General features: G+C 65.8%; 23 protein-coding genes, 1 tRNA gene and 1 pseudogene. 12 read left to right on the plus strand and 13 right to left on the minus strand.

Features of this window, described 5'->3' with window-relative positions:
- Window positions 1-271 precede the first annotated feature (271 nt).
- Together EPN51_RS06455 and EPN51_RS06460 are read right to left on the minus strand one after the other, a co-directional pair.
- Window positions 272-1,147: an LLM class F420-dependent oxidoreductase gene (locus tag EPN51_RS06455; protein ID WP_293038783.1), complete on the minus strand. Its 876-nt coding sequence runs from the start codon at window positions 1,145-1,147 to the stop codon at window positions 272-274.
- A gap of 158 nt (window positions 1,148-1,305) precedes the next feature.
- Entirely contained in the window at window positions 1,306-1,452 is a 147-nt protein-coding gene (locus EPN51_RS06460) for a hypothetical protein (RefSeq protein ID WP_293038785.1), read from the minus strand.
- Between the two features lie 143 nt (window positions 1,453-1,595).
- On the opposite strand from EPN51_RS06460, the gene EPN51_RS06465 reads away from it, so the two are divergent.
- The 6 genes from EPN51_RS06465 to EPN51_RS06490 all read left to right on the plus strand — a co-directional run bounded on the left by EPN51_RS06465 (window position 1,596) and on the right by EPN51_RS06490 (window position 6,784).
- Complete coding sequence (locus tag EPN51_RS06465; protein WP_293038787.1) at window positions 1,596-2,327, plus strand: ArsR family transcriptional regulator; 732 nt, start codon at window positions 1,596-1,598, stop codon at window positions 2,325-2,327.
- A gap of 69 nt (window positions 2,328-2,396) precedes the next feature.
- Complete coding sequence (locus tag EPN51_RS06470; protein ID WP_293038789.1) at window positions 2,397-3,290, plus strand: hypothetical protein; 894 nt, start codon at window positions 2,397-2,399, stop codon at window positions 3,288-3,290.
- Window positions 3,291-3,292: 2 nt separating this feature from the next.
- Window positions 3,293-4,447 (plus strand): NADH:flavin oxidoreductase/NADH oxidase, encoded by a 1,155-nt coding sequence (locus tag EPN51_RS06475; RefSeq protein ID WP_293038791.1) that lies wholly within the window; start codon window positions 3,293-3,295, stop codon window positions 4,445-4,447.
- A 48-nt stretch (window positions 4,448-4,495) separates the two neighbouring features.
- Window positions 4,496-5,464 carry an alpha/beta hydrolase gene (locus EPN51_RS06480; protein ID WP_293038793.1) on the plus strand — a complete coding sequence of 323 codons (969 nt, stop codon included), beginning with the start codon at window positions 4,496-4,498 and terminating at the stop codon, window positions 5,462-5,464.
- Window positions 5,465-5,577: 113 nt separating this feature from the next.
- Entirely contained in the window at window positions 5,578-6,555 is a 978-nt protein-coding gene (locus EPN51_RS06485) for a nitronate monooxygenase (RefSeq protein ID WP_293038795.1), read from the plus strand.
- Window positions 6,556-6,586: 31 nt separating this feature from the next.
- Entirely contained in the window at window positions 6,587-6,784 is a 198-nt protein-coding gene (locus EPN51_RS06490) for a hypothetical protein (RefSeq protein WP_293038797.1), read from the plus strand.
- A gap of 52 nt (window positions 6,785-6,836) precedes the next feature.
- On the opposite strand, the gene EPN51_RS06495 is transcribed toward EPN51_RS06490, so the two are convergent.
- The 3 genes from EPN51_RS06495 to EPN51_RS06505 form a co-directional block, all read right to left on the minus strand.
- Window positions 6,837-7,400: a TetR/AcrR family transcriptional regulator gene (locus EPN51_RS06495; RefSeq protein WP_293038799.1), complete on the minus strand. Its 564-nt coding sequence runs from the start codon at window positions 7,398-7,400 to the stop codon at window positions 6,837-6,839.
- Window positions 7,401-7,478: 78 nt separating this feature from the next.
- Window positions 7,479-8,552 (minus strand): dihydrodipicolinate reductase, encoded by a 1,074-nt coding sequence (locus EPN51_RS06500; RefSeq protein WP_293038801.1) that lies wholly within the window; start codon window positions 8,550-8,552, stop codon window positions 7,479-7,481.
- 82 nt (window positions 8,553-8,634) lie between these two features.
- Window positions 8,635-9,051, minus strand: coding sequence for a hypothetical protein (locus EPN51_RS06505; RefSeq protein ID WP_293038803.1), 417 nt, complete (start codon window positions 9,049-9,051; stop codon window positions 8,635-8,637).
- A gap of 63 nt (window positions 9,052-9,114) precedes the next feature.
- On the opposite strand from EPN51_RS06505, the gene EPN51_RS06510 reads away from it, so the two are divergent.
- From EPN51_RS06510 to EPN51_RS28975, 3 genes are all read left to right on the plus strand, one after another.
- Window positions 9,115-10,236 (plus strand): dihydrodipicolinate reductase, encoded by a 1,122-nt coding sequence (locus EPN51_RS06510; protein ID WP_293038805.1) that lies wholly within the window; start codon window positions 9,115-9,117, stop codon window positions 10,234-10,236.
- Window positions 10,237-10,699: 463 nt separating this feature from the next.
- A tRNA-Arg gene (locus EPN51_RS06515) sits at window positions 10,700-10,772 on the plus strand.
- A gap of 262 nt (window positions 10,773-11,034) precedes the next feature.
- Complete coding sequence (locus EPN51_RS28975; protein ID WP_366509397.1) at window positions 11,035-11,253, plus strand: hypothetical protein; 219 nt, start codon at window positions 11,035-11,037, stop codon at window positions 11,251-11,253.
- A 47-nt stretch (window positions 11,254-11,300) separates the two neighbouring features.
- Here EPN51_RS28975 and EPN51_RS06520 read toward each other — a convergent pair whose 3' ends face one another.
- Both EPN51_RS06520 and EPN51_RS06525 read right to left on the minus strand, forming a co-directional pair.
- Window positions 11,301-11,687, minus strand: a complete 387-nt coding sequence (locus EPN51_RS06520) for a hypothetical protein (protein WP_293038807.1) — start codon at window positions 11,685-11,687, stop codon at window positions 11,301-11,303.
- A gap of 47 nt (window positions 11,688-11,734) precedes the next feature.
- On the minus strand, window positions 11,735-13,270 hold the full coding sequence (locus EPN51_RS06525) for a DUF4185 domain-containing protein (protein WP_293038809.1): 1,536 nt from the start codon (window positions 13,268-13,270) through the stop codon (window positions 11,735-11,737).
- A gap of 1,066 nt (window positions 13,271-14,336) precedes the next feature.
- Between EPN51_RS06525 and EPN51_RS06530 the strand changes: the two are divergent.
- The 3 genes and pseudogenes from EPN51_RS06530 to EPN51_RS06540 form a co-directional block, all read left to right on the plus strand.
- Window positions 14,337-14,570: pseudogene (locus tag EPN51_RS06530) on the plus strand (hypothetical protein); the annotation flags it as partial.
- A 2-nt stretch (window positions 14,571-14,572) separates the two neighbouring features.
- Window positions 14,573-16,087, plus strand: coding sequence for a carotenoid oxygenase family protein (locus tag EPN51_RS06535; protein WP_293038811.1), 1,515 nt, complete (start codon window positions 14,573-14,575; stop codon window positions 16,085-16,087).
- The gene (locus EPN51_RS06540; RefSeq protein ID WP_293038813.1) at window positions 16,087-16,575 is read left to right on the plus strand and encodes a VOC family protein; all 489 of its coding nucleotides are present in this window, start codon (window positions 16,087-16,089) and stop codon (window positions 16,573-16,575) included. Before EPN51_RS06535 ends, EPN51_RS06540 begins: the two co-directional genes overlap by 1 nt.
- Before the next feature lie 4 nt (window positions 16,576-16,579).
- On the opposite strand, the gene EPN51_RS06545 is transcribed toward EPN51_RS06540, so the two are convergent.
- The 6 genes from EPN51_RS06545 to EPN51_RS06570 form a co-directional block, all read right to left on the minus strand.
- Complete coding sequence (locus tag EPN51_RS06545) at window positions 16,580-17,014, minus strand: hypothetical protein (RefSeq protein WP_293038815.1); 435 nt, start codon at window positions 17,012-17,014, stop codon at window positions 16,580-16,582.
- Window positions 17,015-17,107: 93 nt separating this feature from the next.
- Window positions 17,108-17,878: a VOC family protein gene (locus EPN51_RS06550; RefSeq protein WP_293038817.1), complete on the minus strand. Its 771-nt coding sequence runs from the start codon at window positions 17,876-17,878 to the stop codon at window positions 17,108-17,110.
- Between the two features lie 89 nt (window positions 17,879-17,967).
- Complete coding sequence (locus tag EPN51_RS06555) at window positions 17,968-18,441, minus strand: SRPBCC family protein (protein ID WP_293038819.1); 474 nt, start codon at window positions 18,439-18,441, stop codon at window positions 17,968-17,970.
- 3 nt (window positions 18,442-18,444) lie between these two features.
- Window positions 18,445-18,633 (minus strand): antitoxin, encoded by a 189-nt coding sequence (locus tag EPN51_RS06560; RefSeq protein WP_293038821.1) that lies wholly within the window; start codon window positions 18,631-18,633, stop codon window positions 18,445-18,447.
- A gap of 66 nt (window positions 18,634-18,699) precedes the next feature.
- Window positions 18,700-21,093 carry a cation-translocating P-type ATPase gene (locus EPN51_RS06565; RefSeq protein ID WP_293038823.1) on the minus strand — a complete coding sequence of 798 codons (2,394 nt, stop codon included), beginning with the start codon at window positions 21,091-21,093 and terminating at the stop codon, window positions 18,700-18,702.
- On the minus strand, window positions 21,090-22,673 hold the full coding sequence (locus EPN51_RS06570; RefSeq protein WP_293038825.1) for a serine hydrolase: 1,584 nt from the start codon (window positions 22,671-22,673) through the stop codon (window positions 21,090-21,092). The genes EPN51_RS06565 and EPN51_RS06570 overlap by 4 nt, the downstream gene beginning before the upstream one ends.
- Window positions 22,674-22,692 lie beyond the last annotated feature (19 nt).

Genomic DNA, 22,692 nt, shown 5'->3' on the forward strand with positions numbered 1-22,692 from the left:
GATACCGATGTTTGAATAATGAAGATTACTTTTAGAGTCTGATCCGCAAGAGTGCGATTCGTCAAGATGTATTGATGTTAGAACGGACACACGAACATCGGGTACGGGCGAAGCGCGGTTGACACGCGTGCCGAGCGGGCGGCCTAGCGGCTGCATCGCGCGTCGACCCGTTACTCGTCGGCCGCGTCGCATGCACACGAAAGGCGCTGGGCACCAACGGCATGGTGACTACGGGCCTCGATTGCTAACCGCCGATTCAGCGGACGTGCGGTCAGCACATGACTTTTAACCTGGGCACCAGCTCATCCCCGACGCGACGAATGAACCCGACAGGGTCCGGATTGCCGGGGAGCGGACCGACGTGGATCAAATCGATGCCCAGCTTGATGTAGTGCTCGACAGTTTTGAGGTATCCGTCAAGGTCGTGGAAAGGGTCGGCGAATACACCGACGGTCTTCCGGATTTCGGCGGGATCTCGGCCCACCGCGTCGCAATGACGCGCCAGCACATTGATCTTGTGCTCGAGTCCGTCCGATGTCAGCACCGCGCCGTTGCGGTTCCACACGTCGGCGTACTGCGCCACCAACCGCAGTGTCTTCTTCTCGCCCCCGCCGCCGATCAGGATCGGGGGGCGTCGAATCGGTTTCGGCTCACAGATCGTCTCGGCCAACTGATAGTGCTTGCCGACATAGGGCCCGTCGTCGTCGCTCCACATCTGCCGGCAGATCTGCAGCGTTTCCTCCAGCATTTCGAATCGCCGGCCCAGCGGTGGATACGGAACGCCCAACGCGACGTGCTCGCGTTCGTACCAGGCAGCTCCGAGACCCAATATCGACCGGCCGCGCGACAGAATATCGAGGGTGGTGATCGTTTTGGCCAGCACTCCGGGATAGCGGTATGTGACGCCGGTGACCATCGTCCCCAATGCGATCTTCTCGGTCTGCCCAGCCAAAAAACCCAGTGCCGTGTAGCCCTCGAGGCAAGGATCCTGGGCGCGTCCGACCTGTTCCATCTGAAAGAAATGATCTTGCAAAGTAAACATCGACGCACCGCCGTCTTCGGCGGCCTTGGCCGCCAGCGCCAACGTCGAGCTCAGCCGCGCTGGGTCGCCGGGCAGATAATCGATAAAGTGTATGCCCAATTCCACTGGGGTACTGGTCCTTTCGGTCCCGGTTCGGCGGCCGCAGCGCTCACAGCAAGGGTGCCCTGGCGCGCCGTGAATTCATTCGATTCTGGAGGCACGCAACTTCTCGATGCGCGACGGCAGCCGGTTGTCGAGCCGCTCGAGTTGTTGGTCGCCAAGGGTCACCGATGGGGCACGGGAATCACGTCGCGCTCCCCTTCGTCGGCGTGCGCCAGAACGGTCACAGTTTTCGTCGCGGGAAGATCGAGCCACACGCCACGCAACACGTTGGCGACAGGTTTTCGAGCACCGCCCTGCGCGAAGACCACGAGTCTCACGGTGTGGTCGAACCGATGGCATTAGCGGCCGGGGCGGTCACCCCCGTTCTTTGTGTATTGTTAAGCAACATTACTTTTAGATTTTGGGTCGTTTGACCAAGTTCGTCAAGATCCGTTGGTGTTAGATTGGCTGTATGGATGTCAGTGCAGGCGATGGCCTTGATGCCGTGCCCGGGCTGAGCAGCCTGGACGATCCGATCCGACGCCGCCTCTACGACTACGTCGCCTCCTGTGACGAGCCGGTGGGGCGCGACGACAGCGCGAAAGCCGTGGGCATCAGCCGCACGCTAGCCGCTTACCATCTCGACAAGCTGGCCGAAGCGGGGATCCTGGCCGTGAGTTATGCGCGGCCCTCCGGCCGGTCTGGTCCCGGGGCCGGGCGTCCCGCCAAGCGATACACGCGCACCCAACAGGAATTGTGGGCGAGCGTGCCACCGCGCAACTACCAGTTGTTGGCCAAGCTGCTTGCCGAAGCGGTGGACGCCGATGAGTCGGGAAAGGTTGCCTCGGCGCTGGCGGCCGCGGCACGCGAGGCCGGACGGGCCAGCGTGGCGGACAAGGGTATGAACGATGCGCTGTACGTGTGCGGGTATGAACCTGCTCCGCGAGCCGATGGCGACATCGAATTGCGTAACTGTCCTTTCCATCTTCTGGCCGGCCAGTACCGCGAGTTGGTGTGCGGTCTCAACCTGGAACTGATCCGCGGCATGCTCGAGGCGGCCGGTGAGGGCCCCGGGCGGGCGGTGCTGGCGCCGCGTGAGGACCGATGCTGTGTCGTGCTGCGTACCCAACGGCGCGGCGCCGAGAAGCCATCCGCCCGCGGGCGCAAACCGGCACAGCGGCAGACGCGAAACAACGACGGGTAACCCTGAGCCAACAGTGCAAGGCGCAACGGCCTTCACCACCACGGATGCCACACCCCGAGGAGATACCGCATGACTGTCCCGCCGTCTCGAGCCCTCGCCCTGGCGATTGAACCCTTCGCCGGACAGGTGTACTTCTCCCCGGAGTGCCACCACGGCTATGCGGCACTGGGATTCGGCCCCAGCCCGGGCAAGGCGGGCGAAGTCGAGATGCCCGACGGCCCCGCCTATTTCTGCAGCCGCGGCGCGGTGATGGGTCAGGTGCCCGGCGCGGTGATCGCGGCGGCTTTCGGGGTGTTCGACCCGGCGGCGGTGATACCGGCGGTCAGTTACGGCTGGACCCTGACCGACGCGCAGACGATCTGCGCGGCCCGCACCGACGGTGCGGTGCAGCAACTTCGGCGCATCCTCGGCGCCGCCCCGGACGGGCTCGAGAGGGCGGTGGAACTGCTGTACCGGGCGACCGAGCGGCTGTCCCTGGCCGGCAAGCCGCTGTTCTCCGGTTTGGTCGCCCAGGGCCTGCCCGGTGAGCCGCTGGCCGACGCGTGGCGGTTGGCCGACCAGCTGCGGGAATATCGCGGCGACGTCCACATCAACGCCTGGACCACAGCCGGTTTCGACGCGGTGGAGATCGGGCTCATCACCGAGCTCTACTGGGGGGTGCCGCTGCGCAGCTACGTGCGCAGCAGAGCGTGGAGCGACGAGGACCTCGATGCGGCCGAGGAGCGGCTGCGATTGCGGGGTCTGATCCGCGACGGCGCCTTCACCGACAGTGGCCGGGCCGCCCGTGAGGCAATCGAGGTGGCCACAGACGACGGATGCGCCCCGATCGTCGCCGCCCTCGGTGACGACCTCGACGAACTGCTGCGCATCGCGGGCGGGTGGTCTGCGCAGATCCAGTCCGCGGGCGGCTATCTGGCCGGACCGCAAGACCTCGCGGCACTCGCCAGCACGGGCCGGGCGTGATCGTGGCCGACTTGTTCAGTCCGTTCCCCCTCAAGGATGTGACGCTGCGGAATCGGATCGGGATGTCGCCGATGACGATGTACCGGTCGGTGGACGGCAAGATGAACGACTTCCACGTGATGTATCTGGGTGCGCGGGCCGCCGGGGGGTTCGGGCTGGTCTTCGCCGAGCAGGTGGCGATCGCGCCGGAGGGGCGCACCTCGGTGCACTGCGCCGGAATCTACGACGACGACCAGATCGAGGGCCATGCCCGGGTAGCGGCGATGGTCAACGACATGGGCGCGGTGCCCGGGATTCAGTTGGGTCATACCGGGCGCAATGGCAGTGAGGTCAAGCCGTGGGTGGCCGGGGAGTTGGGGCGTCAGCTGGCGCCGGATGACCCGGAGGGCTGGCAGGTGGTGGGGCCGTCGGATGTTCCCTACGGTTTCGGCAAGCGGACCTATCCGGTGCATGCGCTGACCCGCGCGGAGATCGGCGCCGTACACCGGCAGTACGCCGACGCCGCCGCACGCGCGTTGCAGGCCGGCTACCAGTGGCTCGAGCTGCATTTCGCGCACGGCTACCTGGCCTCGCAGTTCTATTCGCCGCTGGCCAATCACCGCAGCGACGACTACGGCGGCAGCCTGGCCAACCGGGCCCGGTTTTTGCTCGAGGCGCTCGATGCGGTGCGGCAGGTGTGGCCCGAGCGGCTGCCGCTGACGGCCCGGCTGGGCTGTGATGACTTCCACCCCGACGGGGTGACGTTCGAGGAATCGCTGCAGGTGATGGCCTGGCTTAAAGACCATGGCCTGGATCTGATCGATTTGTCGATGGGCGGCAATACCGACGATGTGCGCGATCCGTTGTTCTTGCAGCCCTCGGCGTGGGTGGAGCGCGGCGCACGGGCCCGCCGCGAGGTCGGCATCCCGGTGGCGGTCAGCTGGAACCTCGGTGTGCCCGGCGACGCCGACCGGGCCATCCGCGACGACAAGATCGACGTGGTGCTGCTCGGCCGCCCGGCACTGGCCAACCCGCACTGGCCGGTATGGGCCGCCCGGGAACTCGGCGTCAAATCCGAGTTCTTACTGCTGCCGGAGGACTGGAGCTGGTGGCTGCAGGCTTCACGTGCATTCCAACCGAATATCGGCTGGCCCGAACCGTCGAACGCCCTGACATGAATAGCAATCGAAAAATATCGGACGGTGCGATGAAGGAATGGTCGTGACATGACGGCGATAACCGAACGCGACATCGAGACGAACGGGATAGTGCTGCACACCCTGGAAGCCGGCGACCGCGGGGCGCCGGTGGTGGTGCTGGCGCACGGTTTCCCCGAGCTGGCTTACTCGTGGCGCCACCAGATCCCGGCGCTGGCCGCGGCCGGATACCACGTGCTGGCACCCGACCAGCGCGGCTACGGCGGGTCCAGCCGGCCCGAGAACACCGGCGACAACTACACGATGACGACGCTGAGCGCCGACCTGGTCGGCCTGCTCGACGACGTCGGCGCCGAGCGCGGCGTCTTCGTCGGCCACGGCTTCGGCGCGCCCGTGGTGTGGGCCGCCGGAAAACTGCACGCGGACCGTTTGACCGGGATCGTCGGCATGAGCGTGCCGCCCGAACAACGTGGCGACGTGGCACCCACCGCGGCATTCCGAAACACCTTCGGTGACAACTTCTTCTACATGCTCTACTTCCAAGAGCCCGGCCCTGCCGACGCCGATCTGGGCGCCGATGCCGCCACGACGATGCGACGCATGTTCGGCCTGCAGGTCACCGACGATCAGGCCACCGTGCTGCGGATGATCGGCCAGGGCCCGGAGGGCTTCGTCGACCGACTTCCCGAACCCGACGGCCTCCCCGACTGGATCAGCGCCGCCGAATTCGACCACTACGCCGCCGAATTCGCCCGCACCGGCTTCACCGGTGCGCTGAACTGGTACCGGAACCTGGACCGGGACTGGGAACTGACCGCCGGTACCCCGCAGACCATCGGGGTGCCCGCGCTCTACGCCGCGGGCGCCGCGGACCCGGTGCTCGGTTACCTGCCGCACGAGAACCTGCGGCAGATGTTCACCGGTGATTATCGCGAGGTGATGATCGAGGGCGCCGGCCACTGGCTGCAGCAGGAGCGACCCGAGGAGATCAACCGGCTGTTGCTGGATTTCCTGGCCGGTGTGACGGCCAGATCATAGAACTCGAAACCGGCCCAAATCTTATGTATTTCCACGCCCGCCAACCGAATTCGGTACACACGAGTTCAGCAAACATTCATTCTATTCACAATTTCGCGAGGTGATCTAAGTCGATGTTGCGCACACGATTTACCGAGATGTTCGGCCTGCGGTACCCGGTCATGTCCGCGCCGATGGCAATGCACAGTGGGGCGACGATCGCCGCGGCGGTCTCGTCGGCGGGCGCCTTGGGTTCATTCGGAGGCATGAACCCGAAGGGACCGGACTGGATCGACACTCAGGTGACGGCGATCCGCGCTCAGACCGACCGTCCTTTCGCGGTCGGCTTCATCACCCCGTTCCTGGACCTCGGCGCGCCACTGTTCGATGCCGCCCTGGCCGCGTCGCCCCCGGTCGTCGTCTTCTCCTTCAGCGACCCGAAACCCTGGATCGGGCGGGCGGCCGCCGCCGGAGCCCGTACGATCTGCCAGGTCCAGACGCTCGAGGACGCGGATCTCGCGGTGGAGGCCGGCACCGACGTTCTCGTCGCGCAGGGCACCGAGGCCGGTGGACACACCGGGACGATGGCGTTGCTGCCGCTGCTGTCCGCAGTCGCCGCCCGGCACCCCGACGTCCCACTGCTCGCGGCCGGCGGCATCAGCGGCGGACGCCCGTTCGCCGGCGCCCTCACCGCCGGCGCGGACGGAGCCGTGATGGGCACCGCCTTCCTGGCCACCCCCGAGGTGATCGAGGTCCATGACGCGCACAAGAAACTCATCGTCGCGTCCGATGGCACCGACACGATCCGCACCCGCGCCTACGACATCGTCAGCGGCTTGCCGTGGCCCAGTTCCATCGGGGAACGCGTGCGCTGCAACCGGTTCACCGACGAGTGGGCGCTCCGGGAAGCCGAGTTGGAGCAGCGCCGCGAGGAGATGGCCGGGGAAAATCCGTTCCTGGTCGAGGACCCCAACCCGGAGACCGATCCGATCGCCTACGGGCAGGGCGCCGGATCGATCGACGCGATACGTCCCGCCGCGGAAGTGCTGGAACGGATCTGTGGTGAGGCCGAACAGATCTTGCGCTCCAGGGCGGCGTCACTACTCGCCTGAGCCGAATCTGCGTGTGGCCCAACGGATATGAATGGCTTTCGATGGCCACCCTCAACACCCCGGACTGCCTGTTCGACTGAGCCAAACGGCGGCTGACTCCGACGTCAACACCAGCCCCGGCATGGCGATGATCGAGAAACGACTGCTGGACCGGAACTGGAAGACCAAGGTGCTCGCCGAACCGCCGGCCGGCAGCGAACATCAGCGGATAGATTGCGGGCCCGGATAATTGCCACCCGGCATGGTCGAGGTCGGTGCGGACGAAGTGCCAGCCGACACTACTATTGCGGTTGTCCGCTGTGTACTTGCGCGTAGGCGGTCAGCACGTCGACTAACGCACGGCGTTCCCTCGAGGTATCGAGCGGTGTAGGTGAAATAAGCTGCGCGACAACAATTCCGCGCAAAGCAGCCCAGATCAAATTGCCTATCTCGCTTGCGTGTCGCGGATCCAAGCCCGCACCGAGGTGCCTGCCCAGTTCGGTGAGCTCGTGCATCGCTTTGGCGAGCCGCTCGTTAACGGCATCGCCTCGCCCCGATCTGGTAGAGATCAAGATTTCGATCGCCGCCATCGAGGTGGGGCTGGAGAATGCCGCCCATGCCGCGTCCACGACGACCTGTGTGCGCTGCTCGATCGAGAGATCCGCGATCGCCGCCGGCACTCCGTCCAGAATATCGTTGAGCTGACGGAACCCTTCATCGACAACGGCGATCAGGAGTCCGCCCAGGTCGCCGAAATGGTACTGCACCACTCCCCACGTCACCCCGGCCCGTTGGGTGATGCGACGAACACTCGGGGCGGCGAAGCCCTCTTCGAGGATGTAGCGAACGGTCTCGTCGATGACCATTTGCCTGGTCCGCTCGGCACGCAGCTGATTGCCTCCCGGCGGTCGCCGTGGTGGTGTTGCGTCGGCCATATCGAGACTTCACCACATGACGCCGCGGGTATGGTCCAACGGTCGCAGGTGGTGCGCGGCCAGGATCCCGGCAGGAGCCCTGCACACCGCTTCGATGGCGTTGATCGGTCGCGCCGCGGTGGCGATCACGCCCCCCTGGTTATGGTCGGTGCCCGAGCGACCGACATGAGTGTTGATCTCGATACCGGGATCACCCTCGACCACCACACGGTGCACACTCGGCCGGCCGTCGGGTGGAAAGGCCCAATCCGGTGCAGCCGCTGCCGTCAAACGGTTCACGTGTTCCATCGTGATCACAACCTTGCCGTCTCGGATCCCCTCGACCCCGAAGCGGACCGCTGCCACCGTGCCTACCTCGACGTCCATCATCGTGCACGAGATCGGTTCGGGAGTAACCCACTTCTGGTGACGCTCGCGCACCTCGTCGAGCTCGACGCCGAGATCGGCGGCCAGGCTGCGCACCTGTATCCCCCACATCGACGCCAGCACACCCGGCGCGAAGAGGATCGGCTGATGCTCGGGGTCGGTACCGAAACCAAAACTGACTCCGGTGAATTCGGCGTCGTCGTAGGTGCCGTAGTCGCAGATCTCCTGAACGGTCACCGCGGTGGCGCGCCCGGCCAGGCTCAGCGCCGTGTACACGGGCGTGTCCCCGGAGAATCCGGGATCGATCCCGTTGATGTACAGCGTGGAATTGCCGTTCTGACAAGCCTTTTCGAGTGGGTTCCGCAGCCAGTCGTCGGTGTATTCCGGCGCGACCAACCAGACGAAGGACGAGCCGACGACGTTGGTTCCGGCTCGCAGGAAGCGGGCGATGTCGTCCATCGCCTCGGTGGGACGTGTCTCTGCCTGGCTCGTATAGACCACGCAATCGGCGTTCAGCGCGATCAACGCGTCGATGTCGTCGGTGGCGATCACACCGGTGGAGCCGCCGAGCCCGCACAGGTCTGCCGCGTCCCGGCCGATCTTGTGAGGGCTGGCAGCATGCAGCCCGACCAACTCGAGGTCGGGGCGCTCGATGATCGTCCGCAGGGCATGCACACCGACATTGCCGGTGGAAAACTGGATGATTCGTCGGGTCATTGGCCGTCCTCTACAGCAGATCGGCTGGTGCCGGCGACAATGGCGACCTTGCCATCGAGTTCACCCACCTTCATCTCCATTCTCAGGGAAGATCGGTGGCCAACAACGTCAACGGCAGGCCTAGAACTGTCATCTCGATCTCGTCGAGCTGCCATCCATCACCGTCGCGGTGCTGGCGGAAATTCGTGATCGCGCCGTACCGGCGTGCGATCTCCTCGCCGCGGGGCGCATCGTCGACACGCAGAGCGAGGCTGAACACGCCGTCGCCGTGGCGGTCGAGGAATTCCTGCACCGGGTTGTCGGTGCCAGGTTTGGTCGGCGTGACCAGCTCCAGCCCACGAGCCCAGTCCAGCATCACGTGTAAACCGACGTCATCCAGTTCAAATGCCTGAAATTGGAACCCCAGGTCGGTGAACAGTCGCGCGGTTGTGGGCAGTCGATGCGGTGCGACGGCCAGCACCGCGTGGTGCAGATTCGGTTGTTCGCGGGTTTCGGCCACGCCAAAGAGATTACAGTTGTTATGTTTTTGCGGTAGGGGTTTTGGCGTGATGAGGAGAAATCGATGACTCAGGTGTCAAACAAGGTCTATCGCGTCGCGGTGTGGGCCACCGGCGGAGTCGGGCGCTATGCCGTCCGGACCGTCGTGGACCGACCCAACCTCGAACTCGTGGGTGCGTGGGTCCACTCGGAAGCCAAGGACGGCCAAGACGTCGGTGTTCTCGCCGGCATCGATCCGGTCGGGGTCGCGGCCACCCGCGACGCCGACGCGCTGTTGTCCGCGGGTGTCGACTGCGTGATGTACGCCGCGCCGGCCGGCCCACGGCCCGCCGAGGCGCTCGCCGACTTCTGCCGTATCCTCTCCTCCGGCACCAACGTCGTCACGACGTCGTTGCCCGGCCTGGTCTACGAAAAGGGTTCTCTCTCAAGGCGCTTCCTCGATCCGATCCGGGAAGCGACCGCAGCGGGCCGCAGCTCGATCTTCTCCTCGGGCATCGAGCCAGGTTTCGGTTGCGACCTCTTCCCGATCGCGCTGCTCACCATGTCACACACGGTCTACTCGGTGCGCGGCATCGAGATCACGAACTACTCGGAGTACCCGGTCGAGTGGGACGTGCGCGAACTGTTCGGCTTCGGCCAGCCGCTCGACTACGAGGGGGGCCTGAAGCGGCCGGGCGTGCTGAAGTGGGGCTGGGGGGCGGCGATCACGATGGTTGCCGACGCTCTGGGTGTCGAGTTCGACGAGATCCGGGAGACGTGTGAATTCCTGCCGACTCCGCGCGATCTGCACACTGCGTGCGGCCTTATCCCGGCCGGCACCGTCGGTGCCACCTATGCCAAATGCATCGGCGTCGTCGACGGCCAGGAGGTGGTCAGCCTCGAACACGTCGACCGGATGGCCGACGATCTGGCCCCGGACTGGCCGACCGGCCGAACGGGAGCCACCGACGGAATCTGGCGGGTACTCATCGACGGCGAACCGTCGTTCGACGGAGAATTCGAAGTCGGCCACCGCGCCGGCGAAAGCGCCAATAACCATGGGCTACTGGCCACCGGCATGCGTGCGGTCAACGCGATCCCGTGGGTGTGTGAGGCCGCACCGGGCATCGTGGACGCCCTGCACCTGCCGCTGACCTCACCGCTGGGCGCTCTGCACCCGCACCGCGACGGCGTCCCCGCCTTCTGAGGCCGTTTCGGAGCAGGCACCGGTCAGCAACCAACACAAGAGGGAGTGTCAACGACGAGCCCAGCACCGCTGGAGGACCCGGAGCGGACCTACAACGTGGTGGTGTGGGCGACCGGACGTGTCGGACGATTGGCGATCCGCGCCATCGCCGATCGCCCCGGTCGAAGGGCACCACGACACCAGAACAGCCGGATAGGCCGCCTCCCCGACCTCCTACAAAGGCATCGTCGGTTCGAGGCGGCCTCCTTGGTGACCGGATTCTGACGGAGCGAGGTCAATGGCCCACGTGTTGCGAGGGCCGCGCGAATTCACCCGATCTCATTGGGCCCGATACACTTGCACCCGCCGGACTCGACAACACGACGCCCACCGTCGCAGCGCCGACAACGGCGCCACAACGTCCAAGAAGCCGCTGAAATCGCGCCTCGCCGGGGTTTTCGTCGGGTATTCAAAGACGTGCCCCGCCCTCGTAGCTCAGGGGATAGAGCACGGCTCTCCTAAAGCCGGTGTCGCAGGTTCGAATCCTGCCGGGGGCACTTCCTTTTGTATGACGTCGGTTGATGCTTGACGTTTGTCTTCGGGTGATGCTTGACGGCGTTTCGGCTGATGCTTGACAGTTACTTCGCCTGATCCTGGACACTCCCTGGATAAGGGAGTTGAGCGTGGCGAATCGGCGGCATTGTGGGAGAGGGTGCTCCTATGAGCGGAGAAATCAGGACTAGCATCGATACCGTGCGTGTGACGGAAGAACCGTAGCGACCGTCGCTTCGTCGGGGCATAACACTTGCCGAGCCTGCGATGCGGAAGCTAGTCGCGACACTGACGGCCGTTGGGGCGTTGATGCTCAGCGGGGCGACCGCACACGCCGACAACCCCCCGCCCGCCCCTCCACCGGGCCCGCCGGTCCTTGGACCGAAGTGCCTGAGTTTCGATTCCCAGCCGCCCGCGCATTGGAACTACCTGCCCTGCGGATGGACAACGGATGGCAAGCGGTGGATTCCGCTGCCGCCGTCGTGACCGATACCCCCCGTGACGTCGCCCCTCGAAAACCCTTCAGCCGCTGACTAACTGGCTTTGAGGTGTCCGCCGCCCCGGCAGCTAACGCCGCAGACGCCCGCATCCCCCCGGGCGTCTGCGAGCGAAAGCGCCTGGTCAATGGGGAGCCCACTGCAGTCCAGCCCGTTGACCACCAGGCCCAGACTGATCGCGCCGTCCGCGCGGGTGCTCTCGATGCACACCTCGATGTCCCGGAGCCCCGGCCTGCCCACCGTCCAGAAATCCGGGCGATGCCCATCGAAGACGGTGTGGGTATCCGCACCGCCGACGTCCTCCCGGTGGGAGAGTTCGCCCGCCGAGGAGGTGGGCACATCGTCGGCTAACGCCGCCGCGGCGAGAGGAGTGAGTGGGTCGGCGAGGCCGCAACAATTGTCGTGATACTCCAAGGCGATCATCGTCGCCCTCCTCTCACTGGGCCATCGTATCTTCGACGGCGACGTTTTTATGGGAGCACCGTGTGCATCAGCATCACGTCGTACGCCGACCACAGCGACAGGTTGAAGTACAGGTCCCGTCCCGACGACCAGGGATGGATCATCGGCGCATAGATGCCACCGGGCATTTGGAACGAGGACACCAGCGGTTGCGGGGGACTCCATGGTCCCTGCGGCGTCGGCGCGGTCCGTGCGATGACGTCGTTGCTGCCGCCGTCGGTGTAGAGCACCAGATATTGCTTGAGATAACTGTTGTACTGGGCCGACATCTCGCCCACCGGTCCCGGGAAAATCGGCGTCGCCGCGCCCGGATTGTTCGCGACCCAATGCCCGCCGTTGTCGCCGTTCCAATATTGGTACTTGGTCAGGTCGGGCAATTGATTCGGTGGAACGCGCGACAGGAATGCCGCACCGCCACGGCCCGACGGCGTCCCGAATTGGTAGACGTAACCGTCGTTACCCTTCAAGAACGCGCCCATCTGGAAATTCTCATTTCCAGGTGTAAAGCCTGCTCCCGGAATGGCATCCGGAGACGCCGTACGAATACTGGTCGGGAAGATCCCCCAGTTCTGGCCGTTGTCGTTGGACCGGGCGATCGCCGAATAGTTCGTCGACCATTCGCCGTCACGGCCCCACTGACGGATGGACATGTAGCTCATGTACTGGGTTCTGCCCATGGACATCGCCGCGGTCGGGATGATTCCCGTCTCGTGCGCCGCCTTGTGGATGGTGTTGACGACCTGTTTGGAAAGTCCGGGCGCCCACACCGGTGAGCCGGAATACTTGTCGTTCGGCACGCCGTCGGCGATGTGAATTCCCTTGGACAGGTCACGATCGTTGCTGCGGAACAACGTGTTGTAGCGCCACTGCTGGCCGTGCACCTTGCAGTAGCCGAAGGTGTCACCGAAGGCCATCAGCACCTGACGGTTGGCGGGATCGCCGTTGTCCCAAGCAATCCCGAGGTCGGTGCCGGAGATGCCGAAACGTTGCAGAGTCTTGTTGGGTCCGTCCGGTCCGGTCACCCAGTCGACGAGGGATGTCGGGGCGCCCGCGATCGACGGAGGCGGCGGCCCCGGCTCGGGTTGCGGCTGCGGCATCGGGGCGGCGTTCGGCCGCAGCGGGTTGGCATTCGGCGGTTGCGGAACCGCGGGCGCGGGCGGGTTGGGTCCCGGCGGCAACACCTCGGCTTGCTGTTGCAACGGCGCGGACGGGCCGGGTCCGGGCGTCGGCCCCTCGGCCCGCGGATGCACCGGTGCGGAGTAGCGCTGCCCCGGTGTCGCCGGCTTGAGCAACGACGAGATCAGCGGGCCCAGCCTCGGCAGCGGCGCCTGGTCATTCGTGTGAGTGGGCCGGCGCCCGGTCGGGGGCTGAACGACCGGCTGCGGCGCGGGCATGGCCGGCTGCGCGGCGGGAGGGTCGACGTTCGCTTCGGGAGCGCCACACGGTGTGGCGTTCGCAGTAGGCGCGGGCCCCACCACAAGGACGAATCCGATAGCGGCCGCCGACGCCATCGATAGCGACACACTTCGAAGAATCGCCGACATGTAACACCTTTCGAGGGGCAGGACACCGCATGGCCGTCCATAGTTGGCTCATGTGACGATAGTGACCTACGGGGCGTATGTGACCAGTGATGAGCCGATAGGTATGCATCCGTGACCGGGTCGCAACGCATCGGTTCCCGGGCGAATCTCCCTCTCGAGTAATTAGCTGACAGTCGATATGGCGAGATGGAGAAGCTTGGCTGCTTTGCCATCGCTGCGCCTGCTCGGGCTGGGTGGCAATCCACACGATGTCACGATGTCACGATGGACCGCGGACCGACGCCGCCCGAGTGCTGGGTCCCGCGGGTGTCGGCTTGCCGCCACGAACCGGCGCCTCTCATATGCGATCGAGGGAGGCGCTGAGGTTGTCGCGAGCCGCCGGGATACGTTTCGGCTATTTTGCTGGGCGGCCGCCAAACGAACGGCCAGCGGTGCGTATATCGGCCTGCGCCGCAGGTTTTTGGAAAGCCGAGTTGCTGCTTGGCCCCCTCGTTGTCCCACCGACTCCGCGCCGGTACAAGCGCACCTCATCGCCGCAGCTCAGGCTTCCCGCCGGCGGTATCCCCGAACGCTTTGCGCGCACCCGGAAAACGTGAATCGCCGTTAAGTCGGACCGGTGCCGTCGGGGCGCCGTCGTCAAAGAGATTGAGGCCGCATGTTTGTCGATACCCATTGGGGGCAATGATGCAACAGTAGGCGCGCGCGTCGGCCGGCCTTCGCGCTCGCCCAGGTCCCGTCGGTTCAGCCCGAGAGCCGACGGGGCCGCCCTATCGGTCCTGCCATGGACTTCCCCCAACCGGCCCCGGCCGCCAACGAGGCTCAACAACCCGGCCGTGCAGGGGTACCGTCGGCGTATGGATCGGTCGACCGATGCCTGGATTCTCGGCGGTTACCAAAGCGATTTTGCTCGCAACCTCACCAAGGAAGGCCACGACTTCGCCGCGTTGACCGCCGAGGTCGTCGGCGCCGCGCTGGCCTCGGCCAAGATGGACGCCACCGACATCGGGGTGGTGCACGTCGGCAACGCCTATCGCCCGATCATCCCGATGTGCGCCCGGTCGGTCGCATCGATGGCTAGGGGCACCGCACGGTCGGGCTGGGTCTGCGGCAGAAACTGGACCGGGCGGCCGAAGATCCGTACGTGCTGCCGCACGTCCGGGCCGCGGTGCTCGACGCGGCCAAGCAGGTCAGCGGCGCCGCCGGTGACTATCAGGTCGACGGCGCGCAAAACTTCGGCACCCTCAATTTCGGCGGCAGCACCGCCACCACCGTCAGTTTCGTTGTCGGCAAAGGTATCTGACGATGGATGTTGAGATCGTCGGCAAGTTCCTGTCCACCCTGCCCGAGGACGACGACCACCCCTACCGGACGGGACCGTGGCGTCCGCAGACCACCGAGTGGGACGCCGACGATCTGGCCGCCGTCGAGGGTGAAATCCCCCGCGATCTGGACGGGATCTACCTGCGTAACACCGAGAACCCGCTGCACCCGGCATTGAAGACCTATCATCCGTTCGACGGCGACGGCATGGTGCACGTGGTCGGCTTCCGTGATGGAAAAGCCTTCTACCGCAACCGTTTTATCCGAACCGACGGGTTCCTGGCCGAGAAAGAGGCCGGTGGGCCGCTGTGGCCGGGTCTGGCCGAGCCCGTGCAGTTGGCCCGGCGCCGGCGGGGGTGGGGCGCGCGAACCCGGCTGAAGGACGCGTCGAGCACGGACGTCATCGTGCATCGCGGTATCGCGCTGACCAGTTTCTACCAGTGCGGCGACCTATACCGAATCGATCCGTACTCGGCCGACACGCTCGGCAAGGAGGCCTGGAACGGGTGCTTCCCCGCCGGGTGGGGCGTGTCCGCACATCCCAAGGTGGACAACAAAACCGGTGAACTGCTGTTCTTCAACTACAGCAAGCAAGCCCCGTACATGCATTACGGTGTCGTCGACGAGCGCAACGAGCTGACCCACTACGTCGACGTCCCGCTGCCCGGACCGCGTCTCCCCCACGACATGGCGTTCACCGAAAACTACGCCATCCTCAACGATTTTCCGTTGTTCTGGGATCCCCAGCTGCTCGAGCACGACGTGCACCTGCCGCGCTTCTACCCCGACATCCCGTCGCGGTTTGCGGTGATCCCGCGCCGCGGCGCGACCGAGGACATTCGCTGGTTCGAGGCCGACCCCACGTTCGTGCTGCATTTCACCAACGCTTACGAGGAGGGCGACGAGATCGTGCTCGACGGTTTCGTCGAAGGCGATCCGTCCCCGCTGGATACCGGTGGAACCCAGTGGGACAAGCTGTTTCGCTTCCTGGACCTGGATCGCCTGCAGGCCCGCCTGCATCGGTGGCGCTTCAACCTGGTCACCGGCACGGTGAGCGAAGAGCAGCTCTCGGAATCCATCACCGAGTTCGGGACCATCAACCCCGACTACGCGGCCACCGACTACCGCTACACCTATGCCACCACCGGGAAACCGGGCTGGTTCTTGTTCGACGGCCTGGTCAAACACGACGTGCTCACCGGAACCGAAGACGGGTTCTCGTTCGGGGACGGCGTCTACGGCAGCGAGACCGCGATGGCGCCGCGCGTCGGCGGCACCGCCGAGGACGACGGCTACCTGGTCACCCTGACCACCGACATGAACACCGACGCCTCGTATTGCCTGGTGTTCGACGCCGCCCGCGTCGAAGACGGGCCGGTGTGCAAACTCCAACTCCCGGAACGCATTTCCAGCGGCACACACTCGACATGGGCGCCCGGTTCCGAGTTACGGCGCTGGGGTGCCGCCGAGTCGGCCGCGGACACCATCGGACTGTGATGAGCGCCGACCAGCACAAGCATCACCGCACGACGCACTGGCCGCCGCGGTTGGCACCGATCGGCGCCATCCGTTTCGCGCGCCGCTCCTCACACTTCGCGGAAACCGTGCGGTTCTACCGCGATCTGGTGGCGCTGCCGCTCTACGAAACGTTCGAGGACAGCTACGGCAGCAACGGCGCGATCTTCGGACTACCCAGCTGGAACCTCACCATGGAGATCGTGGAGGCCGTCGACGCCGTCGCGGTGGACCACCACGAACAGCTCTGCCTGTACTTTCCCGACCCGCAGGCGCAGCAGGCGGCTCTTGCCCGCCTGCTCGCCGCGGGCGTCGAACCCGTGGACCAGCATCCCTACTGGGCGGCGACGGGTGCGGTCACCTTCCGCGACCCGGACGGGCGCGAAATCGTGTTCGCGCCCTTCGTATTCGGCGTCAACGAACCCGACAACAGCGCCGCCACGGGCAAGCACGAGTTCCCGTCGGCCTGACGGTTCAGCGCCCCGACCGGCCGGAAGCCAATGCAGCGATCACGGCCACGATCGAGCACACGGCGGCGCACACCGCTCCGCCCGCACCGACGTAGAAGCCGTATTCGGCCGACACCGGCGGGTTGACATTGAGCTTGTAATACCACACCGTGAGCGCCACGATGAGCAACGAAATCAACAGCGCCGCAACCGAAGCGATCTTTACCGACAAGCCACGACCCAGCATGGCGCCCACCACCAACAGCGTCGAGGCCAGCAGCACGATGAGTTGGCCGGCACCGAAGCCCCGGGGCAGTTCCAAGTTGCCGTGGGCGCCGCCGATGGCGTTCGCCCAGCCCCCGCCGTTGACAGCCGTCCGCAGCCACGGCAGCCACGCGCTGGCCGAAACCACCACCGCGAAAAACGCGACCAGCCAACCAGGGCGCAGTCGGCGAGTCATGGTAGCGAGGTTAACCGACTGCTGCGCCGGCTCGCGTGAGCGAGCGTCGCGCTCGCGTGGCGCCGCTCGGCGTGTCCCCCGCCGTCCGGGGTGTCAGGTCTGCAACGAGGACAGGTTGAAGAGGGCACCCGTCGGATCGCTCGCGGCGGCCAGCCGTCCATACGGCGTGTCCTCGGCGTCGCGCACCACGGCGCCACCGTTGTCGACGATCGCTCGCAGGGTCCTGTCGACGTCCTCGGCGCCGAAGAAGGTCACCCAGTTCGACGGGACGCCCTGCGGCAAGATCGCGGCGCCGTCCATCACGCCGAGCAATTGCTCGTCGCCGAACCACGCTGTGGTGTAGCGGAATTCGTCGGTGTCGGACACGGGCTCGGTCCGCCAGCCGAGGACGGCCCGGTAGAAGTCGAGGGCCGCGCGGTAGTCGCGGGTGGTCAGTTGGTGCCAGACCGGGGCGCCGGCCGCTCCGATGAGCTCGAAACCGCGGTGCTCGAGCGGCTGCCACAACCCGAACATCGCGCCCGCAGGGTCGGTCACCAGCCCCATGTGGCCCTTGGCGGGCACCTCCATCGCCATGCACACCGAACCACCCGCCCCGGTCGCCGCGGACAGTGTGGTGGCGATGTCGGCGGTGTGGAAGTAGGTGGCCCAGTGGTCCGGCGACTCGGCTTCGGGCCGGTTGGCCATGATGCCGGCGACGGGATGACCGTCCTTGGCGGCATTGACGTACCCGCCGTAGTCGGGTCCGGCGGATTCGAACGTCCAGCCGAAGACCGCGCCGTAGAACTCCTGGGCGCGGGCGGTGTCGGACGTGGTCAGATCGATCCAGCATGGGGCGCCCAGCGGGGCGCTGTCACGGATAGGCACGGTGACCTCCTGATCGTTTCCTGGCCCCGGGAAAAAGGGGGTTCACACTATCGACTGGCGCCGGGCCGAAAACTCATCGGCGCAGGCGATCAGCGATGAGCCCCACCGTCTCCGTTCGTGCTCGGGTCAGCTCTGGCGAACACCGTGACGAAGTTCCCCAGCGATCGGTTGATGTCGCCGCGCAGTGCGGCGGCGACGATCATGCCGATGGGGCCGAACAGCGCCGGGCCGCCGAGGTGCACGTCGAAGCTGACGATGGAGCCGTCGGCTTTGGGCGCGATCTTGGCCATCAGCTTGACCTTGATGCCGCCGACACCATCGCCGTCGAGCGTCATACCCTCGGGCGGCTTGTAGCGCACCACCGTCCATTTGATCCGGTTGTGCATGCCCTTGACCTCGACGATCGACTCGACGACCGAGCCCTTTTCGATGTCGTCGGGCAATGTGCTGCGCCACACCCGGTGGATGGTCAGCCAATCCTGGTAGCGGGACAGGTCGGAGGCGTGCTGCCAGGCCACCTCGGGCGGCAGCGGGACATCGATGGATCCCGAAAGCTTGGCCATGGCTCAGTTCTGCTGGTCGCCCGTGTCCGTCGCGCCGGTGGCCTTCTTCGCCTGCTCCTGCACCTGGTGGATGGTGTCGGAGTACTTGCCCTGCGTCTTCTCGTCGACGAACTCGCCGGCCTTGTCGATGGCCATCTCGACCTTGTCGGCGTTCTGCGACAACAGATCCTTGGCCTTGTCCAGGAATCCCATGCGCCCTCCCTTTCCCCGGCATCGTACTTGGCCGGTGAAAGCCTGCCGACGCTGAGTTGGGTGCGCTCAGCACCACAACCGCGGCTGCACGCCCAGCACTCTGGCCCGGATCCACCACATGGCCTCGATCGCGGCGACGCCCAACAGACCGATTCCCAGCGCGGTCGAAGTCACCGCGACGTTGGACGGATCCAGCAGGAACTGCTTGCGGGCCAGCGGGAGGCTGAAGATCACCACATAGGCCAGGCCCGAGGCGATTACGAGCGCCACCCGCCACCACTGGTAGGGACGTGCGACCACCGCGAGCACCCACAGCGCCGTCATGAGCAAGGTGATCAGGGCCGCGGTCGACGCCTGATCCTGTTGCTCGAAGGTGGCGTGACGACCGGGGTAGGCGACCAGATACGACGCGAAGGTCGCGGTGCCGACGATCAGCCCGGACGGCAGGGCCGAGCTGAGCACTCGGCGCACGAACCCCGGCTCGGCGCGTTCGTTGTTGGGCGCCAGCGACAGGATGAACGACGGTATCCCGATGGTGAACCATGCCGCGATGGTGACGTGGATCGGCTGGAACGGATACAGCAACGGATCAACCTTCAGCACCTTGGACAACAGACATTCGATGCCCACCAGAAACGCCAGCAGCACCGAATACACCGTCTTGGTCAGGAACAGGTTGGCGACCCGCTCGATGTTGCCGATCACCCGCCGTCCCTCGCCGACGACGTATGGGAGCGTGGCAAACCTGTTGTCCAGCAAGACGATCTGCGCAACGGCGCGAGAAGCCGGGCTGCCGGCACCCATCGCGACGCCGATATCGGCGTCCTTGAGGGCCAGCACGTCGTTGACGCCATCACCGGTCATCGCGACGGTGTGCCCGCGCGATTGCAGGGCGTGCACAACGGCGCGTTTCTGATCCGGCCGCACCCGGCCGAACGTGGTATGGGTGTCCAACGCGTCAGCCAATTGCACCGGGTCTGAGGGTAGTTGGCGCGCATCCATCGTCTCGCCGTGCAGCCCGAGCTTGTCGGCGACGGCACCGACCGAGACGGCATTGTCCCCGGATAACACCTTGACCAAAACACCTTGGTCGGCAAAGTAATCCAGCGTCTCCCTCGCGTCCGGACGGACCTTCTGTTCGAGGACCACCAGCGCGACGGGGGTGACATGCCCCGGCGCGTTCGGGTGGTCGACGGCCACGTCCCCGGCGCCTACCAGCAGCACCCGCAACCCTTGCGCCCCGATCCGCTCGGCCTGTCGGGCCGCCGCCGACGCCGGGTCGAGCAACACGTCGGGCGCCCCCATCACCCAGTTGCCGTGGCCTTCGAAGGACACGCCGCTCCACTTGGTGGACGACTTGAAAGGTGCTGTCGCCGTGGCAGTCCAGCCGGGGGGCTCGTGATAGGTCCCGGCGATCGCTTGCATGCTCCCGTTGGGCCGCGGATCGGCGGCGGCCAACGAGGCCAGCACGTCGGCGATCCGATCCCGATCCCGATCCCCGGCAGCGTCGAGCTCGTCGACCCGCGCGACCCGCATGCCGCTTTCGGTCAGGGTGCCCGTCTTGTCCGCGCAGACCACGTCGACCCGCGCGAGTCCCTCGATGGCGGGAAGCTCCTGCACCAGGCAGCGGCGCTGACCGAGCCGGACCACCCCGACGGCGAACGCGACCGATGTCAGCAGGACGAGCCCTTCGGGCACCATCGGCACCAGCGCACCCACCGTGCGCAGCACGGACTCCCGCCAGCCCGCGTGCGTCGTGAACAGCTGGGTGTAGATCGTCAGCAGGCCGGCCGGCACCAACAGGTAGGTGATGAACTGCAGGATGCGGTTAATGCCGTTGCGCAGTTCGGATTTCACCAGGGTGAACTTGCTGGCCTCCTCGGCGAGCTTGGCCGCGTAAGCGTCCGGCCCGACCTTGGTGGCCCGGTAGGCGCCGGTACCCGCGACGACAAAACTGCCCGACATCACCGCGTCGCCGCCGGCCTTGGCGATCGGGTCGGCCTCACCGGTCAGCAGCGACTCGTCGACTTCCAGGTTCGCCTCTTCGACGATCTCTCCGTCGACGACGATCTGATCGCCGGGTCCAAGCTCGATGATGTCGTCAAGCACCACCTCCTCGGGTGGCACCGCCCGCGTCCCGGATTGCCTGCGCACCAAGGGTTTCGCCTGTCCGACGATCGCAAGGTTGTCCAGTGTCTGCTTGGCCCGGATCTCCTGGACCATGCCGACGACGCTGTTGGCGATGATCAGCAGGCCGAACATCCCGTTGATCAGCGAGCCTGTCGCCAGCACGATCAGCAGCAACACCCCCAGGATCGCGTTGATCCGGGTGAACACGTTGGCCCGGACGATATCGGTGATGCTGCGCGTCGCACGTTTCCGCACGGCGTTGCTCTGGCCGTCGGCAACCCGCTGCGCCACCTCGGTGTCGGTCAGGCCTTTGATCGCCGATGGGCTCATCGGGTGAAGGTCCCCAGCTTCTCCGAGTCGTAGTACTCCAGGTTCAGGGTGTTGCCGGCGAACACAGCTTTGGAAATCGTTCCGGGCGGGGCGTTTTCGTCGGTCAATGGGAACGTGAAGGTGTCGTCGTCCCAATGGGTGAGGGTGACCGTCCGGTTTTTCGGGCCCATCGCCAATTGCAGGGTGCCGTCGTGTTCGGTCACGACCGCCGGACCCCAGTAGTCGCTCGCGTAGACGCCGGCGTAGTCGCCGAGCGGTCTGGCCGGGGCGGCGTTGGCGGGGGGTTGCTTGCCGACCAGCGAGCCCACCGGATCATTCAGCCAACCGATCGCCTTCTTGTACAAGGGGCCCCAATCCTCGCGGATCTGACCGTACTGGACGAGGTCGGAGAATTCGGCGGTCAGTGTTTCCGGGATGCCGTAGGGCGCACCGTTGGTCAGCGCGATGATACCCAAGTCCTCCGAGGGCATCGCCACGAAGTTTGTCGCTGCCCCCAAATCGAAAGCGCCGGAATGGCTGTACTCGGTGCGGCCCGAGGAGTCGACCGAAGCGTTGAATCCGTATCCGTAGAATCCGGTGCGCGCCTTAGGGTTCTTCGCGGGTGTCGACACCATCTGCGGGCTGATGGCGGGCAGCAAGGCTTCCGGCGAGGCGATCCGCCGGCCATCGTAAGTTCCGTTGCCCAGCACCATCATCAGCCAGCGCGCCATATCGTTCACCGAGGAACTCACGCCGCCCGCGGGTGACTGGGGGTCCGGGTCACGCTGGAAACGGGCCTCCCACTTGTCGGCGATCTTGATGTGGTTGACCGCGTGGTTGGGCCGGGCGGTGAAGTCGGCGAAGCGCGAGCTGGTCGACGTCATTCCCAGGGGGCGGTACAGGACCTCGTCGGACAGGTCCTCCCATGATCTGCCCGCCGCGGCCGCCACCGCCTCGGCACCGGCGGTGACCCCATAGTTGGTGTAGGCATAGCTGATCCGGAAGGGATCCAGCGGCAGGTACTTGAGCCGCTCGAGGGTCTGACGACGGTCGTAACCCAGGTCTTCGAGCTTGTCGCCGGCGTGGTCGGGCAGCCCGGAGCGGTGCGAATACACGTCGGCGACGGTCACGTGGCTGGTGACATAGGGATCGCTCACGGTGAACCACGGCAGCTTGGAGGCCACGGGCGTGTCCCAGGCGACCACGTTGTCGCTAACCTCGTGCGCGATCACCGTCGCACCGACCGATTTGGACACCGAGGCCAACTGGAAGACGGTGTCGGCGTCCACCCTGTTGTCTTGACCCTGCCCCTCGCTCACATCCTTGACGCCGAAGCCTTTGGCGTACAACACTTTCCCACCGTGCACAATGGCCACCGCCATTCCCGGGACACCGGTGCTTTTCATCAGGTCGCCCACCAAGCCGTCGACCTTGGCGACGGCTTCGTCGATGCGTCCGGCGGGAATCGCCACACCGGACACCTGGTTGGGCGGAACGTCAGACAGTGCGGACGGCGGCGCGGCTGTCGGCTGCGCCGAGCCGCATCCCGTCAGCCCGAGCAGCGCCGCTGTGACAGCGGCCGCGGCCGCGCGTTTGGTCATGGCGCGACCTTAGCCCGCT

This window comes from Mycobacterium sp. (assembly GCF_004298145.1).
Classification (GTDB): domain Bacteria; phylum Actinomycetota; class Actinomycetes; order Mycobacteriales; family Mycobacteriaceae; genus Mycobacterium.